Source organism: Streptosporangium sp. NPDC005286, from assembly GCF_040607515.1.
In the GTDB taxonomy this organism is placed as follows: Bacteria; Actinomycetota; Actinomycetes; order Streptosporangiales; family Streptosporangiaceae; genus Streptosporangium.
Map to the genome: position 1 here is coordinate 12,549 of NZ_JBEXGU010000055.1, position 17,159 is coordinate 29,707.

At 69.0% G+C, this 17,159-nt stretch carries 17 protein-coding genes; 7 read left to right on the forward strand and 10 right to left on the reverse strand.

All coding sequences use genetic code 11. The annotated features are described in order from the left end of the window. The first annotated feature begins 51 nt into the window (after positions 1-51). Positions 52-1,092 (forward strand): family 2 encapsulin nanocompartment cargo protein polyprenyl transferase, encoded by a 1,041-nt coding sequence (locus ABZU75_RS21095; RefSeq protein ID WP_355556637.1) that lies wholly within the window; start codon positions 52-54, stop codon positions 1,090-1,092. 260 nt (positions 1,093-1,352) lie between these two features. On the opposite strand, the gene ABZU75_RS21100 is transcribed toward ABZU75_RS21095, so the two are convergent. After that, the gene (locus tag ABZU75_RS21100) at positions 1,353-2,090 is read right to left on the reverse strand and encodes a hypothetical protein (RefSeq protein WP_355556640.1); all 738 of its coding nucleotides are present in this window, start codon (positions 2,088-2,090) and stop codon (positions 1,353-1,355) included. Between the two features lie 327 nt (positions 2,091-2,417). Between ABZU75_RS21100 and ABZU75_RS21105 the strand changes: the two genes are divergently transcribed. The 4 genes from ABZU75_RS21105 (at position 2,418) to ABZU75_RS21120 (ending at position 7,013) form a co-directional block, all read left to right on the forward strand. Next, complete coding sequence (locus ABZU75_RS21105) at positions 2,418-4,055, forward strand: ABC-F family ATP-binding cassette domain-containing protein (RefSeq protein WP_355556643.1); 1,638 nt, start codon at positions 2,418-2,420, stop codon at positions 4,053-4,055. Between the two features lie 86 nt (positions 4,056-4,141). Beyond that, a complete protein-coding gene (locus tag ABZU75_RS21110) occupies positions 4,142-5,122 on the forward strand; it encodes a LacI family DNA-binding transcriptional regulator (protein ID WP_030918816.1) in 981 nt (326 codons plus the stop codon). A gap of 348 nt (positions 5,123-5,470) precedes the next feature. Continuing rightward, positions 5,471-6,022 carry a hypothetical protein gene (locus ABZU75_RS21115; RefSeq protein ID WP_355556647.1) on the forward strand — a complete coding sequence of 184 codons (552 nt, stop codon included), beginning with the start codon at positions 5,471-5,473 and terminating at the stop codon, positions 6,020-6,022. A gap of 265 nt (positions 6,023-6,287) precedes the next feature. Continuing rightward, the gene (locus ABZU75_RS21120; RefSeq protein WP_355556650.1) at positions 6,288-7,013 is read left to right on the forward strand and encodes a hypothetical protein; all 726 of its coding nucleotides are present in this window, start codon (positions 6,288-6,290) and stop codon (positions 7,011-7,013) included. Positions 7,014-7,047: 34 nt separating this feature from the next. Here ABZU75_RS21120 and ABZU75_RS21125 read toward each other — a convergent pair whose 3' ends face one another. Then, positions 7,048-7,554: a hypothetical protein gene (locus ABZU75_RS21125; RefSeq protein WP_355556653.1), complete on the reverse strand. Its 507-nt coding sequence runs from the start codon at positions 7,552-7,554 to the stop codon at positions 7,048-7,050. Positions 7,555-7,683: 129 nt separating this feature from the next. On the opposite strand from ABZU75_RS21125, the gene ppgK reads away from it, so the two are divergent. Beyond that, complete coding sequence (gene ppgK, locus ABZU75_RS21130) at positions 7,684-8,436, forward strand: polyphosphate--glucose phosphotransferase (protein WP_355556656.1); 753 nt, start codon at positions 7,684-7,686, stop codon at positions 8,434-8,436. Between the two features lie 86 nt (positions 8,437-8,522). On the opposite strand, the gene ABZU75_RS21135 is transcribed toward ppgK, so the two are convergent. From ABZU75_RS21135 to ABZU75_RS21145, 3 genes are all read right to left on the reverse strand, one after another. Beyond that, positions 8,523-9,035, reverse strand: coding sequence for an FtsX-like permease family protein (locus ABZU75_RS21135; protein WP_355556659.1), 513 nt, complete (start codon positions 9,033-9,035; stop codon positions 8,523-8,525). Between the two features lie 113 nt (positions 9,036-9,148). After that, positions 9,149-10,315 (reverse strand): ABC transporter permease, encoded by a 1,167-nt coding sequence (locus ABZU75_RS21140; protein WP_355556662.1) that lies wholly within the window; start codon positions 10,313-10,315, stop codon positions 9,149-9,151. A gap of 5 nt (positions 10,316-10,320) precedes the next feature. Beyond that, the gene (locus tag ABZU75_RS21145; RefSeq protein WP_355556665.1) at positions 10,321-10,938 is read right to left on the reverse strand and encodes an ABC transporter ATP-binding protein; all 618 of its coding nucleotides are present in this window, start codon (positions 10,936-10,938) and stop codon (positions 10,321-10,323) included. Between the two features lie 35 nt (positions 10,939-10,973). On the opposite strand from ABZU75_RS21145, the gene ABZU75_RS21150 reads away from it, so the two are divergent. Then, positions 10,974-12,530, forward strand: a complete 1,557-nt coding sequence (locus tag ABZU75_RS21150) for a recombinase family protein (RefSeq protein ID WP_355556668.1) — start codon at positions 10,974-10,976, stop codon at positions 12,528-12,530. Between the two features lie 374 nt (positions 12,531-12,904). On the opposite strand, the gene ABZU75_RS21155 is transcribed toward ABZU75_RS21150, so the two are convergent. The 5 genes from ABZU75_RS21155 to ABZU75_RS21175 form a co-directional block, all read right to left on the reverse strand. Next, positions 12,905-13,381 (reverse strand): hypothetical protein, encoded by a 477-nt coding sequence (locus tag ABZU75_RS21155; protein WP_355556670.1) that lies wholly within the window; start codon positions 13,379-13,381, stop codon positions 12,905-12,907. A 42-nt stretch (positions 13,382-13,423) separates the two neighbouring features. Then, positions 13,424-13,657, reverse strand: coding sequence for a hypothetical protein (locus tag ABZU75_RS21160; protein ID WP_355556672.1), 234 nt, complete (start codon positions 13,655-13,657; stop codon positions 13,424-13,426). Positions 13,658-13,718: 61 nt separating this feature from the next. Next, positions 13,719-15,428, reverse strand: a complete 1,710-nt coding sequence (locus tag ABZU75_RS21165) for a replication initiator (RefSeq protein ID WP_355556674.1) — start codon at positions 15,426-15,428, stop codon at positions 13,719-13,721. Further along, positions 15,416-15,616, reverse strand: a complete 201-nt coding sequence (locus ABZU75_RS21170; RefSeq protein WP_355556676.1) for a hypothetical protein — start codon at positions 15,614-15,616, stop codon at positions 15,416-15,418. Before ABZU75_RS21170 ends, ABZU75_RS21165 begins: the two co-directional genes overlap by 13 nt. Continuing rightward, positions 15,613-17,046, reverse strand: coding sequence for an FtsK/SpoIIIE domain-containing protein (locus tag ABZU75_RS21175; RefSeq protein ID WP_355556678.1), 1,434 nt, complete (start codon positions 17,044-17,046; stop codon positions 15,613-15,615). Before ABZU75_RS21175 ends, ABZU75_RS21170 begins: the two co-directional genes overlap by 4 nt. Positions 17,047-17,159: the final 113 nt, after the last annotated feature.

A 17,159-nucleotide genomic window follows, 5' to 3' on the forward strand; every position in this document is an offset into this window, starting at 1 on the left:
GCCGTGCTGGCCGCATCGCTTCTTGGAACGGCCGAGTTAGGAAGAGCAAGGATGACGACCACTGAGATGAGGACGGACGGGCGGTCCGCGGACGAGGTGCTGATCTGGAGCCGGAACATGGTCGAGGCGACCCTGCGTCCGGCGATCGACAGGCTGTCGGCCCCGATGAGGCGCATCGCCGGTTATCACTTCGGCTGGTGGGACGAGCAGGGCCGGCCGTCCGCGACCGGTGGGGGCAAGGCGCTCCGTCCCGCGCTGGCCCTGCTGTCGGCCGAGGCCGTCGGGGGTGCCGCGGCCCTGGCGCTTCGACCGGCGGCGGCGGTCGAGCTGGTGCACGACTTCTCTCTGTTGCACGACGACGTGATGGACGGTGACCGGACCCGCCGCCACCGTCCCACGGCCTGGGCCGTCTTCGGTGTCAGCCCGGCCATCCTGGCCGGTGACGCGCTGCTGACGCTGGCCTTCGACGTGCTCGCGACCGGCGGGCATGCGATCACGGCCGAGGCGACCCGGGTCTTCGGCACCGCGGTTCAGGAACTGCTTGAGGGCCAGAGCGCGGACGTCGCGTTCGAGGAACGTCACGACGTCGGGCCGGCCGAGTGCCTGGGCATGGCGGCCGGCAAGACCGGCGCCCTGCTGGGGTGCGCCTGCGGGCTCGGCGCCCTGTTCGGGGGTGGCGGTCCAGAGCAGGTCGAGCACTTCACCGCCTTCGGCAGGGACCTGGGGCTGGCGTTCCAGCTCGTCGACGACCTGCTTGGCATCTGGGGAGATCCCGAGGTGACAGGCAAGCCGGCCCACTCGGATCTGCGTAGCCGGAAGAAGTCCATCCCGGTCGTCGCCGCCCTGACCTCGGGCACCCCTGCCGGACATGAGCTGGCCGGTCTCTACCACCGGGAGCGGCCGCTCTCCGGCACCGACCTGATCCGCGCGGCCGAGCTCGTCGAGGCCGCGGGTGGGCGGGCCTGGACCCAGCTGGAGGCCGATGAGCTGCTCGCGCGGGCCCTGCGTCATCTGGGGGCCGCGGGCGCGCTGCCCCGGCCCGCCGCCGAGCTGGCCGCACTCGCCCGTCTCGTCACCCGCCGCGACCGCTGATCGGAACCGTCACAGGTTCATGTCACCTGCCGTGACCGTGGGCCGGAGCCGTTCCACGGTTCCGGCACGGTCGTGGCCGCCGGTCGGTGCCGCTACCGGGCGGCTCCCCTCCGGTCGTCGTGCCCGCTCACCTGCCCAGGAGGTGGGGGGATCAACCGGTGACACCACTCACAGACCACGGGCCGGGCCATCACCGTCAGGAGACGACGGCGGAGGCCCGGGTCGCCCCGGGCCTCCGCGTCGGCTGCCGTCAGGCGGGGCTACCGGCGGTAGTAGTTGTACACGCGTACCCGGTCGGACCAGCTCCTGCTCTCGGAGAGGTCGTCGGTCCCGTCGAAGATCGCGCGGTACTCACCGCTCTTGGTGGCGCGGGCCTTGGCGCGGAACGTGCCCTTCCAGCCGGTGTCGGCGGAGGTCACGAACTTCCAGGCACTGGAGCCGCGCTTGCGGAAGTAGATCTCCACCTCCTCGCCCCGCACGTCCTTCCAGCGGTGGTCGTTGACCTGGAGGCGACCGGTGAAGTAGACCCAGCGGCCCTTGCGGACGGACTCGGGACTGGCGGAGAACTGGTAGACGCGGGTCTCGGCCTTCTCCTTCTTCTCGTGCTTGACGGAGAAGTTGACCTCGTCGGTGACCTTCTTGCCGTCCTTGTCGTACGCGTCGGCGATGGCGACCCAGCGGCCCTCGAAGTCGGAGGCGTCGAAGCTGGTCGTGAAACGCCACAGGTCGCCCTGGTGGAAGATCCGGGGCTCGCGCGCGTCCTGGGTGCGCAGCTGGTCGGAGACCGGCTTGAGGCGCAGTTCGACGCGCTCGGCCTCGGTGGTGCGGACCTCGATGGTGACCCTCGTGTCGTCGTCACCCTGCACGACGACCGGATTGGGGTTGACGCTGTCGATGCGCACACTGAGGGCGGCTCGCTCCGCGTAGGCCGTTCCGGCGGACATGAGCAGCGAGCCGCTCACGGCTGCGGACAGCAGGCCGATGGCGATTCGTTTCATCAAGATTATTTCCTTTTCTCCCCGTTGGCGGAGGCGGTCGGGAGTGACCGTCTCCTCCCCATAAGACGGCTCAGAAGTAAGTGATGTTGCCCAAAGCCCCAAAAAAAGTAGCTTTAAGTCTCCGTAAGGTAATGTTTCTCTGCGGGAATGGGCAGGTCAATGGCCGGTCGCCGCCGTCAGAAAAGTTTTTTCCACAAAAAGAGATATGTCCGATTTGCCGGGAATAAGGGCCGGGGTGGCGCGCGGTGCCCGCTCGGGGTGGCCTGACACTAAATCGGACATATCGGACATGACGTCGCGGCCGCCGAGGGCGGATAACGTTTACGCATGAGTGCCACCATCGTCGCCAAGGATCTGGCCGCCGGACACGGCGACCGAGCGCTTTTCACCGGGCTCGACCTGGTGGTCGCCCCGGGCGACGTCGTCGGCCTGGTCGGGGTGAACGGCGCGGGGAAGTCCACCCTGATGCGGATCCTCGCCGGGCTGCTGCCTCCCGAGCACGGCTCCGTACGGCTCAGCCCGCCCTCGGCGTCGGTCGGCTACCTGCCGCAGGAGCGCGAGCGCCGGGCGGACGAGACGGTCGCGGACTTCCTGGCCCGCCGCACCGGGGTGGCCGCCGCGCAGCGCGCGCTGGACGCCGCGACCCAGGGGCTGGTCGAGGGCCGTCCGGGGGCCGACGACGAGTACGCCGCGGGTCTGGAGCGCTGGCTGGCCCTGGGCGGTGCCGACCTGGAGGACCGCGCGGGGGAGGTGGTCGCCGAACTCGGCCTCGCCGTGGAGCTCGACCGGCCGATGACGGCGCTCTCCGGGGGGCAGGCGGCGCGGGCGGGCATGGCCTCCCTGCTACTCAGCCGCTACGACGTCTTCCTGCTGGACGAGCCCACCAACGATCTCGACCTGGAGGGGCTGGAGCGGCTCGAACGCTTTGTCACCGGTCTGCGCGCTGGGACCGTCCTGGTCAGCCACGACCGCGAGTTCCTGGCCAGGACCGTGAACCGGGTCGTCGAACTCGATCTCGTCCAGCGGTTGATCCGCCTGCACGGCGGCGGCTACGAGGCGTACCTCGCCGAGCGTGAGGTCGCCCGCCGGCACGCTCGCGACGAGTATGAGGAGTACGCCGGCACCGTCGCGGCCCTCAAGCAGCGCGCCGGGATCCAGCGTGCCTGGATGGAGAAGGGCGTCAGGAACGCGCGGCGCAAGGCGACGGACAATGACAAGATCGGCCGTAACCTCCGTGCCGAGACGACCGAGAAGCAGGCCGCGAAGGCCCGCCAGACCGAGCGGATGATCGAGCGGCTGGAGGAGGTCGAGGAGCCCCGCAAGGAGTGGGAGCTCCGGATGGAGATCGCGGTCGCCCCCCGCTCCGGAGCCGTCGTCGCGACGCTGCGCGAGGCCGTGGTCCGGCGCGGCGCGTTCGCTCTCGGCCCGGTGAACCTGCAGATCGGCTGGGCCGACCGGGTGGCGGTCACCGGTGCCAACGGCTCGGGCAAGTCCACGCTGCTCGCCGCGCTCCTGGGCCGGATCCCGCTTCAGGAGGGAGGTGCCTCACTCGGTCCCGGCGTGGTCGTCGGCGAGGTGGACCAGGCACGCGGGCTGTTCCTCGGCGACGAGCCCCTGGTGGACGCCTTCGGGGCCGCCGTGCCCGACATGGCCCCCGCCGACGTCCGTACGCTGCTGGCCAAGTTCGGGCTGCGCGCCGCGCATGTGCCGCGCCCGGCCGTCACCCTGTCGCCGGGGGAGCGGACCAGGGCGGCGCTGGCGCTGCTCCAGGCGCGCGGGGTGAACCTGCTCGTGCTCGACGAGCCGACCAACCACCTGGATCTGGCCGCGATCGAACAGCTGGAGTCCGCGCTCGCCTCCTATCCCGGTACGCTGCTGCTGGTCACCCACGACCGCCGGATGCTGGACGCGGTGCACACCACCCGGCGCATCCACGTCGACGCCGGTCGGATCACCGAGAGCTGAACGGGACGGCTACCGGCACCTTGACTCTTGACGTAACTTTCGCAAGTTTACGCAAGTAATTGCTTCCCTTGCCTTATAGTTTCATCATGACGCGACGGCTTGCAGAAGTGGCCAAGAAGGTCGGGATGAGCGAGGCGACGGTCAGCCGCGTGCTCAACGGGAAGCCCGGGGTGTCCGAGGCGACCCGCGAGGCCGTTCTCACCGCGCTCGACGTGCTCGGCTACGAGCGGCCGACCCAGCTGCGGGGTGACAGGGCGAGGCTGGTCGGGCTCGTCCTCCCCGAGCTGCAGAATCCCATCTTCCCCGCTTTCGCCGAGGTGGTCGGCGGGGCGCTGGCCCAGCAGGGGTTCACCTCCGTGTTGTGCACCCGCACGCTGGGCGGCGTCTCCGAGGCGGAGTACGTCGACCTGCTGCTCCAGCAGCAGGTGTCGGGTGTGGTGTTCGCCGGAGGCCTGTTCGCCCAGGCGGACGCCTCGCACGAGCACTACGAGCTGCTGCGGGAGCGGCGCCTGCCGACCGTGCTGGTGAACGCCGCCGTCGCGCATCTCGCCTTCCCGCAGGTCTCCTGCGACGACGTGGCCGCCGCCGAGATGGCGCTGGGCCATCTGCGGTCGCTGGGCCACGAGCGGATCGGCATGGTGCTCGGCCCCCCCGATCACGTGCCCTCGCGGCGCAAGCTGGACGCGGCGGGGCTCGACCCGGAGTTCGTGGAGCACACCATGTTCTCCCTGGAAGGCGGGCACGCGGCGACCGCGCGGCTGATCCGCAAGGGCGTGACCGGCGTCATCTGCGCCAGCGACGTGATGGCCCTGGGGGCGATCAGGGCGGCCCGCAGGGCGGGGCTCTCCGTGCCCGGAGACGTCTCGGTGATCGGCTATGACGACTCCGCGCTGATGAACTGCACGGACCCGCCGCTGACGACGCTGCGCCAGCCGATCGACGCGATGGGGCGCGCGGTCGTCGACCTCCTCGCGGCCCAGATCGACAAGGCGCTGGTCCCGGCCGACGAGCTGCTGTTCGAGCCCGAACTGGTGGTCAGGGCCTCGACCGGCCCGGTGAAACGCTGAGGGAACTCGCTGTTTCCACAGTCGTTTGTCGCTAACTTCCTTATTTGCGTTAGAGCATTGCGGAAACATGCTTTAAAACAGGGATTTAGTGTTCAAGAATTCCTGAAATTTGCAGCTCAGGTGTTGGCCTCCACCGCCGGTCAGTCCATCGGCGGGCGATGTGCTCACTCTGGGACGTCGTGGGGCTTGTCCGGCACTTTGGTCGTTACTGAGCCATCTACGGGCCGCCCTTTTACCGTTTTGGTCACGCTGCGTAGTTACTGATCTCTTAAGGTGATCGCAGCGGGTGTGGAAGATCCATTACTTGCTCATCCCCCCGAAGACTCCGTCATTCGGAAGGAAGAGACCTTGCGTAAGAGATTCGCCGCACTCACCTCGGCGGGGGCGGGCGCCTTGCTGTTCATCCTGGCGGCGCCGGCGGTGGCGGCCCCCAGCGCCGACACCATCGTCACGTTCACCGTGACGGCGGGAAGCCTGGACATCACCGCGCCGGCCGGTCCGACCAACATCGGCTCCGCCGCTCCTGCCGGCACGGTCACCGGGCAGATCGGCCCGGTGTCGGTCTCCGACACCCGCGGCGGGGCCACCTCGCTCTGGACCGCGTCGGTGTTCGCGACGGACTTCACCGTCGACGACCTGACCGTTCCCTTCGCCGCGGTGCAGTACTGGTCCGGCCCGGCGACCGCCACCACCGGCGGCGGCACCTTCACCCCCGGCCAGCTCACGGCAGGCGACGCCGTCACGCTGACCGGTACGACGGAGACCGCCGTGACGGCCTTCGGCCACACGGGGGGCACCGGCGGTAGTACGGCCACCTGGAACCCCACGTTGATCGTCAACGTCCCCATCACGGCCGAGCTGGGCGCCTACAGCGGGACGGTGACACATCAGGTGGCGTAACCGGCTCGCTGGAGCGTTCATACCGACGCTGCTGGCCGCGCTGTTCTCCGGCGCGGCCGGCGCGAGCCCGGTCACCACCGACCCCCGGGGCACGATCGGCATCCGCCTCCTTGAGGCGCCGGTCAGCCACCGCAACGACCCGCGCGCGCTCTCCTACATCGTCGACCATCTCCATCCGGGCACCACCATCCAGCGAAAACTGGAGGTTTCCAACACCTCCAAGAGGACCCAGCACATCCGCCTGTATCCGGCCAGTGCCGACATCGTGCGGAACACTTTCAGCGCGCCGCCGGGACAGGTCCAGAACGAGCTGGCGAGCTGGATATCACTCGACCACCCCTCGATCGACGTGGCACCGGGCGGCAAGGAGGTCGCGCAGGTAAAGATCGCAGTGCCGCCCGCCGCCTCGCGCGGCGAGCGGTACGGCGTCGTCTGGGCGGAGAGCGTGGCCGAACCCGACGTCACCAACCCCGTGCGCGTCATCAATCGTGTCGGGATCCGCGTCTACCTCGACGTCGGGAACGGTGGCGACCCGCCTTCGGACTTCCGGGTCGAGAACCTGACCCCCAAGCGCGGCACGGACGGCAGCCCGCAGGTGGCGGCACTGGTCCGTAACACCGGTGAGCGGACGCTGGACATGAGCGGGACGCTGGCGCTGTCGGACGGACCGAGTGGCCTGCAGACCGGGCCCTTCCCCGCCGACCTGGGAGTCACGCTGCTTCCGGGGGCCGCCGCTCCGGTGATCGTGACCCTGGACCCGCAGGTGCCGGCAGGGCCCTGGAAGGCGAAGCTGACCCTGATGAGCGGCATGGTGAAACGGGCGGTCACCGCCACCATCACCTTCCCCGCGACGGGCACGGGCCCGCCTGTCACGCCCGACCAGGACTACCTGCCCATGGCGGGGCTGATCGCGGGACTGGTCGTGCTGCCCGCGACGGCACTCGGATTCATGGTGCGCCGCAGGCGCCGGGCCGCCTCCCCGGTGAGCTGACGCTCTCACCGGGGAGGGCGGCTCCGGCCGTCGGTCACTTCGAGACGTAGAGGACCTTCCAGGTGCCCTCGTACAGGCAGTTCAGCGAGGGCTTGGAAGCCTTGGCCTCCGAGCAGACCTTCAGCTCGACCTCGTAGAGGTCGCGCTGGGTGAACGAGAACGACTTCGGAGTGCCGTACGAGCAGTCGACGACACTGTGGTGCTTGAACGGCAGGTTCCCGTCCGCGGTCCGGTAGGTGAGGCGGAAGACCGCCCAGCCGCAGGAGGGCCCCTTGGTCAGGTCGTAGACCTTGCCGGAGATCCGGCCCGTCGCGGCGGCCGGGATGTCGGCGTGGTCCTCGCCGGTGACCGTCAGCGAGCCGTGTGTCTTGGCCTTCCGGCCGGGAGCGTACCGGACGCCCCACTGGATGGTGCCCTGGGTGGCGCTCTGCGCGGCCGTCGTGTCCTCGGTGGGGCCGGTCGAGGCCTGGGCGGCCACTGGGGCGATCGATATGAGAGCGGCGGCGAGGGCGAGTGCTGTCAGGGAACGGGTGATCGTCATGGGAGGGGTTCCTTTCCGGCTGCGATGCCCACAGTCTGAATTGGGCTGCTTTCAATCGGGTTGACCGCCATCTGCAAACGAGTATCAGCCGCCTATCAGGGGGAAGGGGAACCGGCAGGAGGTAGGCACATGGAAGCGCTGGGAATCGACATCGGCGGGTCGGGAATCAAGGGTGCGCCGGTGGACGTCACCACGGGACGGCTGACGCGAGAGCGGTTGCGCATTCCCACACCGAAGCCCGCCAAGCCCAGAGCGGTGGCCGAAGTGGTGGTGCGGATCGTCCGGCACTTCGACTGGGACGGGCCGGTGGGTGTGACCTTTCCTGGAGTCGTGATCGACGGGGTCGCCGGCTCGGCCGCCAACGTGGACAAGGACTGGATCGGCACGAACGTGCGAGAGCTGTTCTCCGCGGAGACCGGCCTGCCGACGACGGTGCTCAACGACGCCGACGCGGCAGGCCTGGCCGAGGTGGGGGCAGGGGCGGCCAAGGGCAGATCGGGGGTGGTCATGCTGCTGACCTTCGGCACCGGGATCGGCAGTGCCCTGCTCATGGACGGCCGTCTGGTGCCCAACACCGAGCTCGGCCACCTGGAGATCAGGGGCAAGGAGGCGGAGAAGCATGCCTCCGCCCACGCGCGGGAGGCACACGACCTCGGCTGGGACGAGTGGGCCGACCGGGTGACCGAGTATCTCGAACACCTTGAGGTGCTTTTCTCTCCCTCGCTGTTCGTCATCGGCGGAGGGATCAGCAAGAAGGCCGACAGGTTCCTGCCCCGGATCAAGATACGTACCCCGATCGTCCCCGCGGCTCTCCAGAACGAGGCGGGCATCGTGGGCGCGGCCATGGCGGCCTTGCGAAAGCAGCAGAACCGGCCCGCCTAGCCGGCCGCGGTGACGCTGCTGTCAGAACGCGGGACTGTGCCGGCCGCTGAGCGCCGCTGCCGCCGACGCCTGCTGAGCGGGGCCGGTCACGCTGTTTCGGCGCTGAGGGTCTGTGCCACGGGCCGGCGGGCCGCCAGGCGTGCGGGCAGGGCGGTGAGTGCCGCCGTCGCCAGGAGAGTCGCGAGTGCGGCGCCGAGCAGCCAGGAGGAGGGGGGTTCCGCCGCATTCCTGGCGGCGAAGAGCGAGAGCAGGCCGATGCCCAGAGGGATGCCGATGATGGCGCCGGCCAGCGCGGGCAGGAGCTGGGCGGTGGACAGTCCCGCGGTGATCTGCCCTGGGGTGGCGCCGAGCGTACGTGCGATGGCCATGTTCGCCCGGGCCTCCATGGCAGTGGTCCAGGTGAGCGTGATGGTGTTCACGACGGCGAGTGCGATCAGCAGGATGGTGACGGCGAGCATCAGCCGGCGGTCGTGCTCGCCGCGCAGGTTGGGCAGGACGGAGGAGCCATCCAGGCCGTAGCCCCTCTCCTGCTGGGCGTAGAGGGTCAGCAGGGCGACGATCGCGATCACCGTGGTGGCGGTGGAGCACGCCTGCAGCACGGCGCGGCCCGGCCGGCGGGCGGTCAGCCGCAGCCCGAGCAGCAGCGGCGTGGGCAGCAGCGCGGACAGCGCGGTGAGCCAGGGTCGGTGACGGGGCTGGTGCGCGGTGACGGTCAGCGCCGTGACGGTCGCCGTACGACTGGCCCGCAGCGCGTGGGACGCAGCGTGGACAGCACCGCCACCGCCACGGCGAGGACGGTCGCCGCCGCGACGGTGGCGGCGGTCACCCCGACCGCGTCGCCGATCCGGCTGGCGGTGGGGCTGGCGATGGCGGGCACGGCCAGGCGGGCGATCACCAGCCCCAGCGTGTCGCCGACCAGCGCCAGCGCCAGGTACTCGGTGAGCAGGACGGCGGCGATCAGACCCGGGGCGGCGCCGACGGCCTTGAGCAGCCCGGCCCGGCGCGTCTGCTCGACGGCGCGTCCCGCGGCCAGCGCCGCCACTCCGGTGATGGCCAGGAAACTGAGCAGCCAGCTGCCGACGACCAGGATCGGCTGGCTGTCCTTGAGGATGACCATGTCCTGTTCGGCGGTGAACTGCCAGGAGCGGAAGTTGATCCAGATGGTGGAGTCGCGGTGTGCGTCGCGGAAGGCCTCGGTGGCGGCGGGGTCGCGCAGCTTGAGGTCCAGGGCCATGGTCACCGGGAGATCTTGGGACGATGCCAGTGTCCGGGCATCCGATCGGGTCATCCAGGCCAGGCCGCTGTAGTCGCTCCCCCCGCCGTACGGGCCGATCTGCGCCGCCCAGGGGTAGATGGAGGTGGCCGCGGTGACAGCGATCCCGACGACGGGGTACGACCGGCCGGCGATGATGACGCGGTCGCCGACGCCGACGCCCAGCGCGGTGGCGAAACCGCGTTCGAGGACCGTGCCGCCGGAGCGTACCCAACGACCCGAGGTCACCAGCGGCCGGTTGACCGCGCCGGGCGTCTCGGCGAAGCCCTGCACCACCACTGAGGACGAGGTGGAATCGCGCGTGGTCAGGTCGGCGTAGACGATGCGATAGGGGCCATGGTGGGCGACTGCTTCGGGATCGTCCGCCAGCGAGGCCAGAGCCGGGGTCACGGCCGGGCCGGAGGCGGGAGAGAGCGCCACCACGTCCGGCCCGGCGGTGGCCGCGCGGGTCTGCTCGTACAGCGCGTCGCTCACGCCGCGCAGGGACAGGCCCAACGCCAGGGTGGCGGTTGCCACGGTGACCGCGAGCAGAAGCATCGCGGCCTGGACCTTGTGCCGGCGCACGTCGGCCAGTACCAGGCGCACGACGAGCACGATGGAGCCCATGACGTTCAGCCCTCCAGCCCGATCAGGCCGCCGAGCCACCCGGTGCCGGTGCCGGCCAGCCGGGTGTCGTCGACGAACATCCCGTCGCGCATCGAGATCAGCCGGTCCGCGGTGGATGCGACCCGTTCGTCGTGCGTGACGATCACGAGGGTCTGCCCCGCGGCACGCAGATCTTCGAAGATCCTCAGCACATCGAGGGTCGCCGCGGTGTCGAGGTTGCCGGTCGGCTCGTCGGCCAGGACGACCAGCGGGTCGTTGGCCAGCGCACGGGCGATGGCGATCCGCTGACGCTGCCCACCGGACAGCTGCGACGGCAGATGCCGGGCACGGTCGGCGAGCCCGACCCGTTCCAGCAGCAGGCTCGCGCGGCGCCTGGCCTGGCGGCGCGAGCGCCCGGCCAGCAGCACGGGCAGCTCCACGTTCTCGGCCGCCGACAGCTCCTCCACCAGATGGAAGGCCTGGAAGACGAACCCCACCGACCGGCGCCGCATGCGCGCCAGAGCCCGCTCGCTCAGCGTGTCGACGCGCCGCCCGGCCAGCCACACCTCTCCATCGGTAGGCCGCTCCAGGCCACCCAGCAGGTGCAGCAGAGTGGATTTTCCGACTAGCAGAATAGGTACCACAAGGGCAAAGGGCGGCGAATCGGGAGGTACTGGCCATGACATGTCTGTTGGAGCGCGGCGCCAGGGCAACGGTGGACTACTGCCGGATCAGCTTGGACAGGTCCGGCGCAGCCGAAGGTGTGGAGTCTCAGCACGACGAGAACGAAGACGCCGCCATTGAACTGGACGTTGACATCACCCGGACCTACACCGATAACGACGTGTCCGCGTTCAGTGGCGTAGAGCGGCCCGAGTACAACCGTCTGATCTCCGACATGAAGGCCGGGCTAATCGGTCTTGTCATCATCTGGCACGCCAACAGGTTGCACCGCACGAGTGAGGAGGTGAACCCCTTCATCAAGCTCGCACGTAAGCACGGTGTCCGCCTGTACTCCACGACCAAAGGCGGTTTCTACAACCTGGAGAAGGCATCAGGCCGCAAGGAACTACGAGACGACACCAGCGCAGCCGAGTACGAGAGCGAGCACCGAGGAGAACGGGTCACCATCGCGCGCAAGCGGCAGGCCCGCCAGGGCGCCTACGGTGGCGGATTCCGCCCCTACGGATGGGGTGTGGACACCGGGCGCGTGCGAAGCGTGTGTGTCAACCCCAAGGCCCCGCCCATGGACCGCCGCTACGAAGACCGCCCGGTGTTGGACATGTCCCAGCACAACGAAGCCGAGACAGCAGAGATCCGCCGATGGGCCAGTGCCCTACTGTCTGGCGTTCCTATGGGTCAGGTCTTGCGCGATCTCGCCGAACGCAACGTGCCGACAGCGGTCCAGAGCGACGGCCGCATTCTGCGCCGGAACCGTAAGCCGGTCGAGGTCAAGGGGTGGAACTCCAACACCGTCCGAGGCATTCTCACCCACCCCCGCACGTCCGGTCACATGATCTACCAGGGCGAGATCATCCGGCGCGACGTATTGCCCCCCATCTTGCCCGAGGACATCCGCCAAGCCTTGATCACGATGTTTGCCGACCCCAAGCGCAAGACATCCCCCGGCAACGTCCCCCGCTGGTTAGGAAGCCTCATCTACCAGTGCGGGCAGTGCAACGACGGCACGACAGCCAAAGCGACCCGCAAGAACGGGCGCATGGTCTACCGGTGTGCCCTGCGGGGGGACTGTAGCCACACCATCGAGGACGTGGACGCCTACGTGCGGAAGGTCATCATTGCGCGCCTGTCTCGTGACGATCTGGCCGAGTTGCTGCCCAACCAGGGCAAGCGCCTGAGCGTCGAGGAAGTCGCCGCCCTCCGCCAAGAGATCGAAGCCCTACATCAGCGCAAGCGCGACGCATCGCGCCGATGGACACTGATGAAGATGGACGACGACGAGTTGGACGAAGTCCGGACCATCGCCGACACGCGCATAGAGGAGATCCGCGCCCAGCTACGCGACTCGACCGCAGAAAGCCCACTCGCCGAATTCCTGCTGACCGACGACGCCGCGCGCACTTGGGACGGGCTCACCCTGGGGCGCCAGCGGGAAATCTTGAAAATGCTGATCACTGTGAAGCTCATGCCCATCGGACGCGGCCGGAGCGAAAAATCCATCCCGATCACCGAGCGTGTGAAGATCGCCCCTGTTATCCCTGACATCGCTGCCTGACCCCCACACGCCAAGAGCGCCCCTACCGGATCACTCCGGCAAGGGCGCCTTTTGGTTCTAACCCCCCAGCAGCAGCGCCAACCGCTCCCGCTCCCGCTCACCCAGCGCAGGCCAGCCACTGACCATCTCGGCTATATAAGCGTCCATCCCGTCTCTCTCGTCTTCCCCCCCCGGCTCACTCAGCCGCCTACCACCTCCGTCACTGTCCGTATCCGTGACCACGTACCGTGATCACCGCTTGCTCTGCCACCCCGCCGCCGTACCCCACCCGCCCACCCAGGCGAACGGTGCTCCGCGCGACTTCCCCAGCGCGCCCACCTCGGGCAAATCGATCTCTCAGGCGCACCTACCGCCCGCCGCCCTTCCCGTCCTTCTCAGCGGTTGTGCTTGCCGCCACTGCCGCTAGATCCATGAGCCCTCAGCGCTGACTGCCACGACCAGGGATACACGGTCTTGCCCGCCAACTGCCCGTTCTCCCACGTCCACGCCGTACTGATCCGCGCCCCCTGGTTCTCATACACCGCCATAGCCTCCACCCCCGGCCTCTTCGAGGCTTGCTGCCCCCACTCGTCTAGTTGCGGCCATGAGACCAGCCATTCCTGAACAGCGCTCTCCTCCTCGAATTCCTTCGTGATCGTGTCGGTCGTGATCGTGCTGATCACATAAGGGCGCACCGGCCACGGCACTCCCGACGACGACGCCCGCTCATGCACCGCCCCCTGAACCACTGGACGCCTCCGATCGATCCGCCGGTTTCGAATCCGCCGCGTCATCCACCAGCCCACCAGCATGGCCACAAACACCACGCCCAGCGGGATCAGCAGCACCTCAACCGCGAAAACCTCACCCATCGTGATCAGCCACCATTTCCTTTCGATTCGATATCCGCCCGCTTATTCGTAGTGCGTGCGCCGACGCTCCCGCCACACCCGGCGTGCCCGCTGCTCTTCCACTAGTTCACGCGCGTCCGAGTCCGACAACCCCTGCTTCTTCCGCCACTCCCTATCACCCCACCACTCCAGCGCCCTGCGAACCGAACTGACGAGCATGACCAGCCCGCAGACGATGAACAGCCCCCAGTGGAACCAGGTGAATTTCGCTATGAACTCATCGAAATCGAAGACCACTCGCTACCTTCCTCCCTCTCGATTGACGTGCGTTCATACCTACCGGTTTAGCGCGTTCTTTTCACCCTCCGATCAGGACATCGGCATTCCCTAATGCAGCCGTCTCGGAATCGTGCGGTGGATCATTCGCCCGCGCCCGTAGCCGCTCCAGCTCCGCGCGCCAGCGCTGCCGGTTGGCCACCTCCCGCAGCAGCCCCAGCGCCAGCGACCCCGCATCCGCCTCAGCCCACGCCACTCGCCGCCACACGTACCGGTGAGCGTCCGGTGTCTCATCCAGCCCCAGCGCCGCCATCACCCACGAGCGCCGATCCCGCCTGTGATCACCCATCGACTTGCCCGACCACCGCCGCGACACCAGGACCCGCCGGCCGCCATACCCCAGCTGTTCGGCCCGGTGCGCCTTGCCCCGACACCACCCCGGCACCAGCCCCGACACAGCCCCCCTCGGCTGCACCCCGTACCGCAACCAGTTGGAGCAGCCAGGAGAGCACGGCTCAAACCGCAGCGCAGCCACCAGCCGCGCCACATGAGCCCGCCGCGCCGCACCCCCGTCCTCACCATCGACCACCGTCTCACCGAGACTCTTCGTCAGGTACTTCGTCAGGTACCTGACCCGCTGGTCAGCATCCGCCGTCCCGGCGAGCAACCCCTGTACGTCGTACTGAACGCCGAAGCGCACCACATGCAACGGCGCCGCGTCCTCATCGACGCCGAGGCGATCCAGCGCCTCATCCCACCTCGGCAGCACCTCACCCGACGCCGGATCGACGTAGCCCCCCGCACCCTCCGACCACACCGGCAGACGATCACCCTCGTACACCGCCTCATCAGCCGCAGGCCACCACACCTGGTGATACGTCGCCGCGATGATCTGCCGCAACTCCGCCCGAGGCAGCGTCCCCCGGATCGCCATGTGCAGGTGCGGGGCACCGCGTTTCTGTCCCTCCACCGAGGCGAAGTACTGCACGCTGAACCCGGCCACCCGGCGAAGGTTCTGCACGAACCGATCCACCAGCTTGGAAAAATGCAGCGCATCCCGCGTCGCCCGCCGGTAGTCGTACGTGCCCGGATCGACCGGCACCCCGCCCCGCACCCGCCCATACGACGGCAGCGTGAGTGTGATGAACATCGACGGGCGATACACCCGCCCATCCGGCGCCGCATACGTCCGCCCCACCGTCGTATCCCGCATCGTGCGCCGAGGCAGATCCGGCGCATCCTGCCGCCGCCTGGTCGAGCGCACCCGATGCCCCCGGCCCTGTCCGGCCAGCGCTTCCGCGTCGTACTGCGCCGCCCGCACTTCTGCCGCGCCGATCTCCGCCTCCACGGCCACGATCGCCGCTTCCAGCCCCGCCGTGTCGGCACCCATGCACGCGGCTACCTCCCGCTGTGCCTCCAGGTCCGCCCGCATCTCGACCAGCCACCGCTGACCCTCGCCCGCCTCACCCGGCTCAGCCACCGTGACCGGCCCGCCCGCCCCGGCCATCGGCGGCTCAGTCTCCAGATGCCAGCCCTCCCGGCACTGCGCCCGCCGCACCTGACGGTTCCGCTTCGCACACGGCGGACACTTGGCCTCCAGCCTCGCCCCGCACGGCACGTGCACCATGTCAGAGCGACCCGTGGCGATATCCACCCGCCGATGCACCAGCGGACGGATACACACCCCGTTCGTGGCCGCGATCTGCTCAGCAGCATCGAGAGCCAGGAGCCGCGCGTCCCGCAGAACACCCAGCCCCCGCCCCCGCTCAACCTCAACGGTCAAGCGCCCCACCCGTCGTAGTCGTCATACAGGTCAAGCCCGAAGCCCACGCCCTCATCGAGCGCCTCGATGCCACCGGCCAGGTACCGCGTACCGCAGGCCCGGCACTCGATCAGCGCGAGCGTCACGTCCTGCCAGAGCTGATCGCTCTCACCACACGTCGCGCACATCAGATCGGGAAGAACGACGTAGAGAGTCACACGGCCTCCCCGACCACGGAGTACGTGAGCACCATCCGCTTGATCTCCTCATCCGAGACGTAGGCCGCCCGCACCCGCACCGGGTCAGGGCCGTTCTCCAAGCGCACGTAGGCCACGCCCGCGCCGACGCTGGGGTCTGACGGATCACGGGCGATCTGGTCGGCCAACGCCCCCCGATCACGGGCACCGTCACCGAGCACCATGTCCACCTGACCCGGCTCATCCAGGCGCAACGCGATCCGGTCGGGGAACAGGTTGCGAATGGTGAGCACGTCCTTTCGCGGGTCCTGAAGTGCCGCCATGACCCCGATGCCGACCGCGCGGCCCTGCGTGGTCAGTGTCGCCAGCGCCGCCGTGATGCGCAGCTTGAGACCCTTGTCACTCTGGTAGGCCGTCAGGAACGCGATCTCATCGACGATCACCAGGACGAACGGGTCACGGGTCGTCGGCTCGTGGCTACGCCTCACCCCCGCGTACCGGTCCGCCCGCTCCTGCATGACCTCAACGGCCCGCTCCAGCAGCTCCGCGCAGTCCTCCGCCGTCGCCGCGTACCGGTCAAACAGCGCCCGCCCGTAAGACAGCTCCATCCGTTTGGGGTCCAAGGCCCACAGCTCCACCCAGCCCTCACAGGCAGCGGGCAACAGCCCCCGAACCACCGACCACAGCCACGACCCCTTACCGGAACCGGTGGCGCCCGCGATCAGCACATGTGTCCCGTGCACCTTGAGCCGATACGGACGCCCCCGCTCATCCATCCCGACATCCACCGTCGCCACCTGCGGATACCGGGGGATCGGACGGGCAGGCACCACCCGCGCCAACGCATCGCGGCGCGGGACCGTCAACGTCACCCACCCCGGACGAGGTGAGGAGATCCGGCAGCCCACCGCCCCGAACCCATGCGCCAAGTTCGCCTGCGCGCTCGCGAACTCCTCATCGGACTGCCCATCCAGCATCCGGACCGTCACCCGATCACACCACCGGTCCGAGGTCACCCCCACCAGGTCAGGCAGGTAGGTACGGCCCCGCACCACCCGGCCCAGCCCCGCCACGGCCACCACCGCGCGCCAGCGACGCCGATACACCCCCACCAGGCGCAGCCAGCCCACCGCAGGCCACACCAGAACCCGCATCCCCAGCGCAGGCCACAGCCCGGCCCACGTGCTGACCACGCAGATCAGCGCCCCGACGATGACCACCGTCAGGTACCAGCCGGCCACCGCCACCGACGCCGACACCCCGCCCACCAGCGAACAGACCAGCGGGTGACGCCACACCATCCGCACCAGGCCCACAGCCAGCCGCCACACCCACACGGCGATGGTGACGATCGCAGGCGTCTTGACCACCGTCGGCGCCCACACGATCGACGTATCCGGCGTCGTCGAGACGACACTCTGAACTTCCGCCCCCGGTAATTTGCGCAGCACGAACTAAGCCACCCTCTCCGATGACTGGATGAACTCGTGAAATGGGCCATCGCCCCACAACGGCCATGCCGATACAGGGCCGCCGGAATGCTTATTCCGGCGACCCTCACCGA